We start from the raw sequence: 12921 nt of genomic DNA on the forward strand, positions 1-12921 counted from the left end.
GGCGTGGGCGGGCCGGTCACGGCGGCCGGCCGCGCGGGGCTACGGCCCGGGCGCTCGGCCCGGCCGGTGGACACCCGGGCGGTGGTCGCCGCCGTCCGGGCCGAGACGCACCCCTACGACAGGAACCTGTTCCGCCACGCCGACCGGCTGCGCGCGTCCCTGTCCGAGCTGGACGCCGCCTGGGACGAGGTGAGCGGGCACCTGCGGGCGACCGGCGTGGACGCCGTGCGGGCCCGGGAGGCCGCCGCGCTGGTGGCCTCGGCCCGGTGGTCCTACACCGCGGCGCTCGCCCGCGAGGAGAGCCGGGGCATGCATCAGCGTGAGGACGCCCCTGCGACCGACGACAGGTTCGCCCACCGGATTCTCGTGGGCGGGCTGGACCGGGTCTGGACCACACCGGAGCGCGGATCCGGAGCAACCGATCCCGCTGCCGTCCCCGAAGGGATCGCCTTGTGATCGAGATTCTGCTCGCCGACCGGTGCACCAGGTGCAACATCTGTGTCCGGGTCTGCCCGACCAACGTCTTCGACGCCGTCCCCGGCGAGGTGCCGGCGATCGCGCGTCAGGAGGACTGCCAGACCTGCTTCATGTGCGAGATCTACTGTCCGGTGGACGCCCTGTTCGTCGACCCGGACTGTGACAGCCCGGCCGAGGTCTCCGCGGCCGAGGTCGCCGCGACCGACTGGCCCGGCCAGTACCGCCGCGACTCCGGCTGGGGCCGGTGGCGCCACGTCCACCGCAACGAGAGCTGGCGGATGGGGCCGATCTTCGCCGAGGCGTTCGAGATCCTGGGCATCCCCCGCCCGCCGTCCTTCCCGGCGGGTTCGGAGCGGCCCCTGCCAGCGCCGGCGGCCGGTCGGCCCTGGCCAGGTCATGGTGACCGCGGGCGGGCTGCAGGGGCGTGACGTGATTGCCCGCGTCCTGCTCGACCAGGGTGATCTCGTCGCCGCGCGCGGACGGGGTCACGCTCGCGCGCTCCGACCGGCCGGGCAGGTGGGACGCCCGGGCAGTGCGCGGTGCCGACAGCCGGCGAGAATGCGGCCGGGCCGGGCCGGGCCGGGACGCACGGGCAGGGCCACGGTCACGCGCCCGTCGGCCGGAACGGCCGGTCGGGGCGGGCCCTCGGGGAGTGTTCCGCGGGTCGCCGGGGCTTCGGCGCGGGTCAGGGATCTGATGCCTGGTCCGGGTTCGTCGTGTCGCGCTTCTCGGCCCGGTGAACCGCTCCGGGGCCCTCGAAGCTCTCGCTTTCTGACGTCAGCCCGGCAGGCACAACACCTCGCTGAGCCGGTCAGCTCGGTACAGACTCCCGCCGAACAATGCTGTCGACCTGGATGAAAGCCGCCAGCGCAATATCCAGCGGAGCGGTGTTTCGATCGAGCCAGGCGCGCATCTCGGACGCATCTGACATTGTCAGGTCGCTCCGAACGGCGAGCGAATATATGCCGAGCGGTGAGCCCGAGCCCATCACCGATCGCGAAACACGCCCCCCAGTCGTCCTCGATCGGAACCCCGGCCACGAAAGGGAGCGCCTCGGCTGCCATCACATGTCCGCGGCTAGCCGCCCACGGATCTCCGCGGCTTCCTCTGGGCGGCCCAGGCCGTCGAGGAGATCGGCCAGAAGATGGCAGCCAGATACGAAACGAGAACCGAAGGCCTCGGGAAGCCGATCGGTCAGAATACCCAAGATTTCCACCGCTTCAACGGCTGCCGCGACCGCGTCTTCTCCCCTCACCCCACGAAGAACCGACGCCATTACGGCCAGCGACGTGGCGAGGTTGGGGAGGTAGGCGTCGGGGGCGTTTTCCGCCAGCCGCCGGCGGATATTGGTGGCTTCTGTGGCGGGTGCGAGTGCTTCTGCCCGCCGCCCTACCTCCGACAGCCGGATCGCCAGATTGTTCTGGAGCCGGGCGAGTTCAGCCGCATCCTCGTAGGTGATCGGCTCGGCCGGGTGTTCAGGGCGGACGGTGGCGATGTGACGGTCAAGGACATGCGTGGTGAGCTGCACGGCGAAGGCGAGCAGCGACGTGGTGGCGTGGGGTAAAGCCGCCTCGACCGGGGTGAGGTCAACCTGGGATGGGACACGGGCAAGGACAGGGCTCTCCGACAGCCCGCCGGAGCTGGGGCCGCCGTCGAGAAGGCGGGCCAGGAGGGCGTGGCGTTGAGCGGCGCGGCTCACGACGGTGAGCATCCGCCGTACCTGATCATCCGTGGGCGGGCTCCCCACCGGCTGTTGGAGGAGCCGGTACGGCAGCGTTGTGGTCAGCGGGTCGCAGTCGTCGTCCACCGCACGGCGGATGACCCGGGCGACGAGTTCCTCGCCGAGCAGATCGGGCTGCAGCGGCGGCAGCCAGCCGTCGCTGTCCTCGGCGCTCGGGTACAGGTCGTGCAGCCAGCGGGCGATCTGCCTGGCCCGGGGGCCGTCCTCGGGGAGGCCGAGGGCGGCGCGCACCAGGGGGACGGCTTCCTTCAGGTTCGCCGCCCCGGCCAGCGTCGCGGCGGCGACCGCGGTTTCGACGTTGCCAGGCCCGGCGAGCCCATGGGCGAGGCTGCCGAACGCCTCCTCTGTCGGCCGGTAGAGCGTCTGCGTCCCGATCTTCTGATAGAGCCAGTGGTGGTCGCGTTCGATGTCGAGGATCCGGCCGAGAAGGTCCGCACCGCGTATCACCGCCGGTGACGACCCTCGACGGTCCTCGCCCGGCCGGGAGATGGGCAGCAGCGCACAGGCCGCGGCGATGTGCAGCATCAGGGCCGAGCCGAACTCCTCCCGGTTCAGGGATGGAACGGGAGGGTCCGCGACGAACGGCAGATCATGGTTCTCGGCGAAGAGCCGCACCGGCTCCCGCAGCGCCGCCACCACGGCGCGGAAGGCGCGTTCCCGTCCTTCGACAGTCGGTTCCAGCGCGGTGAGGGCCAGCTCCGGGTCACGCACCTCCGTCCCGGCCTCCTCCAGCATGCTGCGGACACCGGTCGAGGGCTGCGTCCACCAGTCACCGGTGGCGCGGGCCAGCAGCAGCAGCAGCCGCCACCACGCCCGGGTGGCGGCCAGCTTTTCGACCAGCGGATGCAGACTGGCCGCCCCGTGTTCGGCGGCGTAGTCCACCACCACGAGCACGCTGTGCTCCAGGTGCGCGGCCACCGTCAACGCCGTACCGAGCCGGTCGAGATCACCCGGGCCCCGGAACAGCGCGACCAGCCACCCGCCCGCACCGGCACGATCGGCCAGCAGCCACCGGGCCAGCCGGGTCTTGCCCTGACCGGCCGGGCCGACGATCAGCCATGCCGACCGCTGTGCGGGCGACCCACACCACGCATGAAGCTGATCGCGTTCTTTCTCCCGGCCCCGGAAGCCGGTGATCGCGGCGTCGGCCCGCAACAGCTCCACCAGCGACCGGGCCGGACCGGACCGCGGCGGATCTCCCCCCGCTGCCAGGGCCCGCTGCGCGCGGCGGGCCACCGCGTCCGCCACCGCTGTGAACCGTCCGGCCAGGTCGGCAACCCGGCTGGCATAGACCGTCCCGCCTTGGGCCTGCCACCGCTCTTCCCCTCGGGGAAAGCCATGGACCACACCAACGGCAACCTCCTCGGCGGCCGCGTCCGGCCCGGCCTTCCGCAGGACGGGGCCGCCGCTGAGCCCGCCCGGGCCCTCCGCGGACACCGCCGCCGCCTGATCGAAGAACAGCTCCAGCGACCAGGCCCCGGCCAGCCGGGCCCGCACGTCACTGATCTCACCGGAGAAAGCCCGGCCGTGAGGATTCCCCGTGCTGGCCGGGAACCCCTCAGCCCGCACCCCCTCCCGCGCGGACACCTCGATGCCCAACGGCACCGCCACCCGCTCGAGGCAGGCAGCCAGCCGCTCCGCCCCCACCGCCGGCCGGGGCTCCCGCCGCGGATCCACCACCAGCACGGCCGCGTCCAGCCCGCTCTCGTCAAGCTCGGCCACCCGCAGCGGTACCAGCAGGTAGCCCCCGCCGCCGGTGTCGGGGCCGTCATCACCGGGCTCCCGCTCGTGGAGCAGCCGCAGCCACAACGAGGCGTCGGCCTCGTCCACACCACGCACGCAGTGCGCGGCGGTCAGCACATGACTGCTGTCGATCACGAAGCCGGTGCGGAACACCTCGCTCTCGTCCCCGACGGGCTCCCCGTCGACCAGCAGCCGGCCCACACCCGGTAGCACGGTGCCCGCCTCGCTAGGCGGTGGCGGAAGCGCCGGCGGCGGAGTCGCCGGAGCGCCGCGTCAGTGACACCGTCACCTGCACCGCCGCCTCACCCTCGAGACTCAGCACCGCCTCGATCGCCTGGCCCGAACCGGCCGTCAACGTCACCCCGAAAGACACCTCGACCGCGTCGACCCCAAGCTGGCCCGGCGCCGCCTCCACCAGCCCCTGGCCGTCCAGGCCACGGGCCACATCCCCGGCCACCACACCGATCTGGCTGCTCAACGCCCGCACCGCGGCGCGCACGGCCTGCTCGCCACGCTGCACAACCGCGGCCCGCCGGTCACGGCGATGCTGCCCGGCCCGGCCGGCCGTCTCTTCCAGCCAGGACTCCCCGCCCTGCCCGGCATCCCGCCGCGCGTCCCCCGTCAGCTCCGGACCGCGTAGCGCAACAGCCACGTCGTAAGCCCAGTCGTCGTCACGCTCATCGCCGCCCATGCGCCCCCCAATCGACGATCTCCTACCGGGATCATCCGGCACACAAAGGAGAATCCCTGGCGGATCGCCAGCATCCCATGACCGATATGGGCAGCCGGCGACACCCCGGACACGGCCCGCGGCAGGGTGGGCATCACCGGCGGGGCCTGCCCCGGGAGAGGGTGTAACGGACAGTTACGTTCAAGCGTTTCCGTGGGTCGCAGCCGTGGGTCGCAGCCTTGGGTCACAGCATTTCCAGGCTTTCCAGGCCGCGATGACTGGCCGGATCAATCCAGCTCCCGCGGGCTGCTCGGGGACGGCTGTCGCGCGTTCATGCCTGCCGCCGGACCCGCTCGGGATCGGCGCTGGCGGAGAAACGCGACACGACGAACCCGAAGCAGTGCCGCGCCGGATCCTCGGCCCGCACCGGAGCCCGGACGGCCCGCTGAGCATCCGTCGGTAGCCCGTCGGTAGCCCTCAGCAACCCGCCAGGGTCCTTCAGCAGCCCCTCAGTAGCCCGCGGTGGGGTCGACGAGGCCGATCAGGGGCTGGCCGGAGCGGTAGCGCAGCAGGTTCTCGTGGAACCGCCGGGCGATGGCCTGTTCCAGGCTGGGGGCCCAGCCCGAGATGTGCGGGCTGATCCGGACCTGGGGGTGGGTGAACAGCCAGTGGTCGGCCGGCAGGGGCTCCGGGTCGGTCACGTCGAGGCTGGCCAGGCGGACCCGGCCGTCGTCGAGGGCGGGCCGCAGCGCCTCCTGGTCGATGAGGGTGCCCCGGGCGATGTTCAGCAGGTGCACGCCGGGCCTCACCTGGCGCAACGCGGTCTCGTCGATGAGGTGGTGGGTGTCGGGGGTGGCGGCGGCGCTGAGCAGGACGGCGTCGCTCACCGCCAGCAGACCGGCGAGATCGGGCAGCAGCCGGACGCCGTCCACGGGGCTCGGCCGGTCCCGCCGCCGCAGCGCCACCACGTCGACCTCGAGCGCGAGTGCGCGGCGGGCCACCGCCTGCCCGATCTCCCCGAACCCGACGATCCCCAGCGTCGAACCGGCGAGCAGTGCGCCCGGCGTCGGCCGGGGGAAGGCGGTGACCGGCGCGGTGACCCAGGAGTTCTGCCTGGCCCCGGTGAGCAGCGCGGTCACCACCCACTCGCTGATCTGGGTGGCGTGCAGGCCGCGGGAGCAGGTCACCACGGGTGCCGACAGCAGCCAGGACGGGTAGCTGTCGACCCCGGCGGAGACGGTGTGCACCCACTCGACGTCGCCGAACCAGGCCGGCGGCCGCTCGACGCGCAGGCCCGGCCCGGTCAGCAGGACCCGCGGCCGGCGCTCCGGGCCCTCCGCCGCGGAAACATCGACGATCTCGATGTCGGGCTCGCCGACGAGCAGGCCGTCGAGGGCCTGCCGGATGGGGGCGCCCCACGGCGAGGGCAGCTGGACCCCGATCAGCAGGCCCCGCGGCACGGTGGTCTGCGCCGGTATCCCGGGCGCCTCGGCCGTCCCCGTACCCGCCCCTGCCCCCGTCCCCGTCTCCGTGGCTGCCTCCGCCACCTCGGCCTGGTGCGGGGCCGGTGCGCTCACGCTCGTCATGGGTTCCCTTCCGGTCGGGGCGGCCGGCGCGCGGCCGCGGGCACGGCGGGCATCCGGTTACGGGGGACATTTAGTTGCAGTGCACCATCGTCGCGGACGCGGCGTCCATGCCCGACCAGGCAGGTAGACAAAGTTGAAATACGGCGTTGACATGCCCTTTCCCGCCGCTTCCCGGTGCTGCTCCCCGTGGCGCCACCGGGACGGGCAGTGCCGCTGACGGTACCCGGGGAGCGGCCCGCGGCCAGGATGTGCCATCGTCGTGGACGATGCTGAGGAGTGTGGTGCTCGCCGGCGGTGGCACGGCGGGTCATGTCGAACCGGCGCTGGCCGTCGCGGACGCCCTGCGCGCCGCTGACCCGCGGCTGCGCCTGACCCTGCTGGGCACGGAGTCCGGGCTGGAGGCCCGGCTGGTGCCGGCCCGTGGCTACGAGCTCGCGACGGTGCCGAAGGTGCCGCTGCCGCGCAAGCCCACGCCGTCCCTGCTCACCGTGCCCGGGCGGCTGGCCGGGGCGGTCAGCCAGGCGTCGGCGGCGCTCGCCCGGGTGCGTGCGGACGTGGTCGTGGGCTTCGGCGGGTACGTGTCCGTCCCCGCCTACCTGGCCGCGCGCCGGGCGGGCATCCCGATCGTCGTGCACGAGGCGAACCCGCTGCCGGGGGTGGCCAACCGGATCGGGGCCCGGTTCACCCCTTATGTCGCGGTGTCCTACCCGAACACGCCGCTGCGCGGCGGGCGGCTGACCGGTATCCCGCTGCGCCCGGAGATCCTGCGCCTGGACCGTTCCCCGGCGGCGGTCCGGGCCGCGCGGGCCGGCTACGGCCTCGACCCGGACCGGCCGACGCTGCTGGTCTTCGGCGGCTCCCAAGGGGCCCGCCGGCTCAACGACGTGATCAGCTCGGTAGCCAGGGAGATCACGGCAGGCGGGGTGCAGGTCCTGCACGCGGCCGGGCCGAAGAACGCCGACACGGTGCTCGCGGCGCTGCCGGCGAAGCTGCCCGCGCCCTACGTCGTCCGGCCGTACCTGGAGCACATGGCGTCGGCCTACGCGGCCGCGGACATGGCGCTGTGCCGCTCCGGCGCGATGACCTGCGCGGAGCTGGCCGCGGTGGGCCTGCCCGCCGGCTACGTCCCGCTCCCGCACGGCAACGGTGAGCAGCGGCGTAACGCCCTGCCGACGGTGGAGGCCGGCGGCGGTCTCATAGTGGACGACGCCGACCTGTCCGCGCAGTGGGTCCGCGCGGAGCTGCTGCCCGTGCTGACCTCCGCCGAGCGGCTGGCGAAGATGTCGGCCGCCTGCGCCGGGTCCGGGCATCCCGACGCCGCGGACGCGATCGTCGCGATGATCCGGGAGGCCGCGGCGTCCCGCCGGCGGCAGCCGGCGCGCCACGCGGCCCGTTAGACACCCGCAGACACCCGCAGACACCCGCCGTGTCCGCGCGGCCTGTGGAAGGGCTCGCCGCGCCACGCGCGGCCCGCAAAGGTCTGGTCTCGGACGGCGGATGGGGCAAGATGTCACTGTGACAGCTCCGGCCCTACCGGACGAGTTCGACCGCGTCCATCTTGTCGGGATCGGCGGCGCCGGCATGAGCGGGCTGGCGCGGCTGCTGATGCGGCGCGGCGCGGCGGTGTCCGGCAGCGACGCCAGGGACACCCGCCGGCTGGCCGCGCTGCGGGCACTCGGCGCCGTGGTAACCGTCGGTCATAATCCAGATCATGTCGGCGATGCCCGTACCCTGATCGTTTCCCAGGCGATCCCGGACGGGAACCCCGAGGTCGAGGCGGCCCGCCGGCGCGGCCTGCGCGTCGTCTCCCGGTCCGCCGCGCTCGCGGCGCTGATGCGCGGGACGCGCGGGCTGGCCGTCGCCGGCACCCACGGGAAGACGACGACCACCCTGATGGTCACCGTCGCGCTGCAGGCCTGCGGTGCCGACCCGTCGTTCGTCATCGGCAGCGACATCAACGAGGCCGGCTCCAACGCGCACGCCGGCACCGGCGAGATCTTCGTCGCCGAGGCGGACGAGAGCGACGGCGGCTTCCTGCTGCTGGCCCCCTCCGGCGCGGTCGTCACCAACGTCGAGGCCGACCATCTCGACTACTATCAGCGGCCCGAGGACGTCGAGGCCGCCTTCGCCCGGTTCGTCGACGGGGTCGACCCGAACGGTTTCGTGGTGGCCTGCGCGGACGACCCGGGTGCCGCCCGGCTGGTCGCGGCCCTGCGGGAGCGGGAGCGCGACGGCGGGAAGGTCCCGCGGGTCACCACCTACGGCGAGTCGGTGGACGCCCACGTCCGGGTGGAGCTGCCGATGGTCTCCGCCGCCGGCTCGACCTGCGAGGTCGTCGTCCGCGGCCGGCGCCTGGGCGAGCTGAGCCTGCGGGTGCCCGGCCGGCACAACCTGCGCAACGCCGCCGGGGCGCTCGCCGCCGGGCTGGAGCTCGGTCTGCCCGCCGCCGGCCTGCTGGAGGGGCTGGCCGGGTTCGCCGGGGCCCGCCGCCGTTTCGAGAGCAAGGGCAGCGCGGGCGGCGTCCGGGTGATCGACGACTACGCCAACCACCCGACCAAGGTCGTCTCCGTGCTGCGGACCGCGCGTGACGTCGCCGACGGCGGCAGCGTGGTGGTGGCCTTCCAGCCGCATCTCTACAGCCGGACGGCGGCCTTCGCCGCCGAGTTCGGCGCCGCTCTCGGCCTCGCCGACGCGGTTGTGGTCATGGACGTCTTCGGCGCGGGGGAGCAGCAGATCCCCGGGGTCAGCGGCGCGACCGTCGCCGCGCGGGTGCCGCTGCCGGCCGGCCGGGCCGTCTACGAGCCGTCCTGGTCGGCCGTGGCGGACCGGGTCGCGGCGTTCACCCGTCCGGGTGACCTGGTGCTGACGGTAGGTGCCGGCGACGTGACGCTTCTCGGCGGCGAGCTGCTGCGCGTGCTGGCCGAACGGGCCTCTCACGCCCGCTGACTTCTGACGCTGCTGACTTCTGACGCTGCTGACTTCTGACGCCGCTGACTTCTGACGCCGCTGGCCCCTGACGCTGCTGGCCTCTGACGCCGCTTGTACAGGTGCGACGGCGGGTCCACGCGTGCCCCCATGCCCGCCGGCCCCGACCATCCCGCCCGGCCCGGCCGTTCGGCCTGGCCGCCTGATCGGTCGACCTGGCCACCCGACTATCCGGCCTGGTCAGCTTGGCCTGGTCAGCGGGGCCGGCCGCGTGGCGGCCCGGTCGCGGCGTGGTGTTCACTGCCTGTCGTGACCGGTGAGAGCTCTCAGCACGTCCACTTCCTGGGGATCGCGGGATCGGGCCTGTCCGCGCTCGCCCACGTCCATCTCGCCCGCGGCGGGACGGTCAGCGGCAGCGACGCGCAGGACGCCCCTCGCCTGGACGCGCTGCGTGCCGCCGGCGCCCGGATACGGGTGGGCGCCGTCACCGACCCGGCCGCGCTGGACGCGGAGCTCGACGGGGTGGACGTCGTGGTCGCGTCCAGCGCGTTTCCCGACGATCATCCTGAGCTGCTGGCCGCCCACCGGCGCGGCCTGCCGGTCCGCCGGCGCAGCCAGTGGCTGCCCGAGCTGACCGCCGGCTACGATCTTGTCGCGGTGGCGGGCTCGCACGGCAAGAGCACCACGTCGGCGATGCTCGCTCTGGTGCTGCGCGCCGCGGGGGTGGACCCGACCGCGGTGATCGGCGCCGAGGTGGCGCAGCTCGGCGGCAACGCGCTGGTCGGTGCCGGGCGGGTGTTCGTCCTGGAGGCCGACGAGTACGGCGGCGCGTTCGCCGGCCTCGACCCGGCGCTCGCCGTCATCACCAACGTCGAGTGGGAGCATCCCGACCTCTTCCCCGACGAGGCGTCCGTGCGGCGCGCCTTCACCGCGTTCGCGGCCCGGGTCCGTCCCGGCGGGACGCTCGTGGTGTGCGGGGACGACCCCGGCGTACAGGCGGTGCTCGCGGCGCTGCCGGCCGCCGCCCGCCCCGGCACCGGCGCCATCCCCGTCGGCGGTGACGGGTACCGGCCGCATCCGCCGGCCGGCGCCAGCCTCATCCCCGCCGCCGGCCTGGAAGGCGCAGCAGGCCAGGGGCGCGCGGCCGGGGAGGGACGGGTGAGGATCGTCGACTACGGGCTGCAACCGGGCTGGGCATGGCAGGCGGTGGACCTGCGCGTCACTCCCGACGGGGGCCAGCGGGCGACCGTGCGCCACGACGGTGACGACGTCGGGACGCTCACGCTCGCGCTGCCCGGCGCCCACACCGTCCGCAACGCGCTGGCGGTGCTCGCGGCCGCCACCGAGCTGGGCGTCGAGGTGGCGAGCGCGCTGGCGACGCTGGCGGCCTTCACCGGTGCCGACCGTCGGTTCACGCTGGTCGGCACGGCCCCGGCGACGGACCGCCGGGGCCCGCTGGAGGTGATCGACGACTACGCCCATCATCCGACCGAGATCCGCGCCACGCTGGCCGCCGCCCGCCAGCGGGCCGGTACACGCGAGGTGTGGGTGGCCATGCAGCCGCACACCTTCAGCCGGCTGGCGGCCCTGCTGGACGACTTCGCCGACGCGTTCGCCGACGCCGACCGGGTGTACGTCACCGACATCTACGCCGCCCGCGAGCACGACACCCTCGGCCTGCACGCCGGCGACCTGGTCAAAAAGATCTCCGTACCCCAGGCCACGTACTACGTGCCCTGGGACGAGCTGACCGACCGGCTCGCCACCGACCTCTCGACGGGCCGACGGAGCGCCCCGGCCGGCGTCCTGCTGCTGACCCTCGGCGCTGGAACGATCACCGAAACCGGTCCGCACCTCCTCGCCGCACTGCAGGCGGCGAATCTGTGACTGCGGGTAGCCGTCTACTCGTCGGCCCCAGGCGCAAAACCATGGTCGCGTAGCCGCTGGCTGCTGAACCGTTCCCAACGGTGACTGTCCTGCTCCGCGACTCGGCCGCCGTATCTCGCCGGACCGTCCTGCCGCGGCCGGGTAACGGCAAACCCCGGCGGTTCCGTCCGTGTTTCTTCCCACCTGCCTGGTAAGGGCGGAATGCCGGCAGCTGATCAGCTTGCTCTGAGCTGTTCGCTGCTGACCTTGTAGGTGTGGTCGCCGAAGTCGGCCAGCAGCCTCAGTTCGCCACCGAGGGCCTCGACACAGCGGCTCACGACATCGACGGTGAACGCTTCTCCGCGTTCGATCTGGCTGACGCGCCCTTTGGTCACGCCCATGATCTCAGCGATGTCGCTCTGGGTGAGGCCGCGTTGCCTGCGGATCTCGGCCAGCTGGTAGCCGTCCACGCGGGCCATCAGCGTCCTGCGTCGCCGTTCGGCCTCGTCAGGACCGCCGACACGCTCGACATAAGCCTCTCGATCCCACTTGCTGTAGCCGCTCATCATCGCTCCCTCGCCCGTTCCTTCAGGTACATCTCGTACTACTTGCGGTCGGCGGCGATGACTGCCCGGAGATCCGCCAGCTCTTCCTCTGCCTCGACGAGACGGCGAAGCTCGTCGACCGACAGGATCGCGGCGGTCGGGGTGCCGTTACGGGTGAGGTAGACGATGTTGCCCTCGTGGACGCGGTTGACCAGCTCGCCGAGGCGGGAACGCGCTTCGGCGAGCCCGATCTCGACGTCCGTCGCATGGAGATCGGTGGTGCGGGCAGGCAGGGTCATGGCCAAAGTGTACAGTTTGATCTATGTTCCGGATGTGGTCTCCCGGCTGCCGGATTCAGACCGTCAGGTCCTCCTCGGCGGAGGGCTGCGGCGGCGCGGGCTGGGGGCGCAGGGTCAGGAAGTCCGAGACGCCGATGGCGCCGAGCACGGGCCGCAGCGGGGCGGGCACCTGGCTGCGGCTGTCGTCGTGGACGATGTGTGGCGAGCCGAGTTCCTCCCGGTGGTTACGGTGCTCCAGCACGCAGCCTCCGGCGGCCAGCACGTTGCGCACCCAGTCCGAGTCGCTGCCGTAGGTCAGCGCGACGACGTAGCCGCCGTCGGAGCCGAACACGTTGACCGGGGTCCGGTACTCGCGGCCCGACTGGCGTCCCCTGTGCACGATGACGCCGAAACCGGGCAGCCGGGTCGCGGCAGGGCCGGCGACCCGGTTGGTGGCCCGGCGGTTGGTCTCGGCGATCCATCTGGGCAACGGCATGTGACTACCTCCTTGAGGAGTGGCTGTCGCACCACGTACGTCAACCGTCATACCCAGCCGAGCAGGGGCCCGACCTCGACTCGGGAGGTCAGCCGTCGCGGCGGCCGGGCCGCGGACGGCGGAGGCCGGATCAGGTCATCGCCGGATGACCGCCGGATGTCAGAAGTACGACGGGCAGAGCGGTACGCCGGGGACGGGCTCGTTCTGCCCGCCCTGGGACACCGCGGTCGCCGGCAGATACCCCCAGGCGGCGGTGTATCCATGGGTGTTGGCACGCCCGTTGTCACCCTGGGTGTACAGCCACCAGGTGTTGGTGTTGCCCTGGACGACCGGGTTCGGACGGCCCTGGTACTGGCACAGCGCCCACACGCTCGCGGCCGCGGCCATGTACCCGCTGTCATCGAGAGTCTCCGGCGCCTGATCGGAACGGACGTTGGCGTAGACGGCCGAAGCCACGTAGGTGCTGCAGTAGTAGCGGGTCGAGAAGGCCCGTCCGGCGTAGTCGGTGATCGCCTCGCCGCGCGGCGAGCAGCCATGGACGGGAACCGGCTGCGGCGAGGGCTGGGCAGAGGAAGGAACGTGGGACGGGGCGGG

General features: G+C 73.2%; 10 protein-coding genes and 2 pseudogenes. 5 read left to right on the plus strand and 7 right to left on the minus strand.

What is annotated here, in order from left to right; genetic code table 11:
• Positions 1–456, plus strand: a pseudogene (locus NBW84_RS14790) (oxidoreductase); the annotation flags it as partial.
• Positions 453–905, plus strand: coding sequence for a 4Fe-4S binding protein (locus NBW84_RS14795; RefSeq protein WP_250285321.1), 453 nt, complete (start codon positions 453–455; stop codon positions 903–905). The pseudogene NBW84_RS14790 and the gene NBW84_RS14795, both read left to right, overlap by 4 nt.
• 635 nt (positions 906–1540) lie before the next feature.
• On the opposite strand, the gene NBW84_RS14800 is transcribed toward NBW84_RS14795, so the two are convergent.
• The 3 genes from NBW84_RS14800 to NBW84_RS14810 form a co-directional block, all read right to left on the minus strand.
• Complete coding sequence (locus NBW84_RS14800; protein WP_250285322.1) at positions 1541–4174, minus strand: S1 family peptidase; 2634 nt, start codon at positions 4172–4174, stop codon at positions 1541–1543.
• A gap of 13 nt (positions 4175–4187) precedes the next feature.
• Positions 4188–4652, minus strand: coding sequence for a hypothetical protein (locus NBW84_RS14805; protein ID WP_250285323.1), 465 nt, complete (start codon positions 4650–4652; stop codon positions 4188–4190).
• Between the two features lie 488 nt (positions 4653–5140).
• Positions 5141–6217: a D-isomer specific 2-hydroxyacid dehydrogenase family protein gene (locus NBW84_RS14810; RefSeq protein ID WP_250285325.1), complete on the minus strand. Its 1077-nt coding sequence runs from the start codon at positions 6215–6217 to the stop codon at positions 5141–5143.
• Between the two features lie 266 nt (positions 6218–6483).
• Here NBW84_RS14810 and murG point away from each other — a divergent pair, with 266 nt between their 5' ends.
• From murG to NBW84_RS14825, 3 genes are all read left to right on the plus strand, one after another.
• Complete coding sequence (gene murG / locus NBW84_RS14815) at positions 6484–7614, plus strand: undecaprenyldiphospho-muramoylpentapeptide beta-N-acetylglucosaminyltransferase (protein ID WP_250285326.1); 1131 nt, start codon at positions 6484–6486, stop codon at positions 7612–7614.
• Positions 7615–7714: 100 nt separating this feature from the next.
• Positions 7715–9163 carry a UDP-N-acetylmuramate--L-alanine ligase gene (gene murC, locus NBW84_RS14820; RefSeq protein ID WP_250285327.1) on the plus strand — a complete coding sequence of 483 codons (1449 nt, stop codon included), beginning with the start codon at positions 7715–7717 and terminating at the stop codon, positions 9161–9163.
• 288 nt (positions 9164–9451) lie between these two features.
• Positions 9452–11029: a Mur ligase domain-containing protein gene (locus NBW84_RS14825; protein WP_250285328.1), complete on the plus strand. Its 1578-nt coding sequence runs from the start codon at positions 9452–9454 to the stop codon at positions 11027–11029.
• Positions 11030–11244: 215 nt separating this feature from the next.
• Here the strand turns inward: NBW84_RS14825 and NBW84_RS14830 are convergent, their stop codons facing one another.
• The 4 genes and pseudogenes from NBW84_RS14830 to NBW84_RS14845 all read right to left on the minus strand — a co-directional run.
• The gene (locus NBW84_RS14830; RefSeq protein ID WP_250285329.1) at positions 11245–11577 is read right to left on the minus strand and encodes a helix-turn-helix domain-containing protein; all 333 of its coding nucleotides are present in this window, start codon (positions 11575–11577) and stop codon (positions 11245–11247) included.
• 35 nt (positions 11578–11612) lie between these two features.
• Positions 11613–11852 (minus strand): type II toxin-antitoxin system Phd/YefM family antitoxin, encoded by a 240-nt coding sequence (locus NBW84_RS14835; RefSeq protein ID WP_250285331.1) that lies wholly within the window; start codon positions 11850–11852, stop codon positions 11613–11615.
• A 55-nt stretch (positions 11853–11907) separates the two neighbouring features.
• Positions 11908–12327 (minus strand): nitroreductase family deazaflavin-dependent oxidoreductase, encoded by a 420-nt coding sequence (locus tag NBW84_RS14840; protein ID WP_250285332.1) that lies wholly within the window; start codon positions 12325–12327, stop codon positions 11908–11910.
• 159 nt (positions 12328–12486) lie between these two features.
• Positions 12487–12921, minus strand: a pseudogene (locus tag NBW84_RS14845) (serine/threonine-protein kinase); the annotation flags it as partial.

This window comes from Protofrankia sp. CiP1_Cm_nod2 (genome assembly GCF_920664355.1).
Taxonomy (GTDB): domain Bacteria; phylum Actinomycetota; class Actinomycetes; order Frankiales; family Frankiaceae; genus Protofrankia.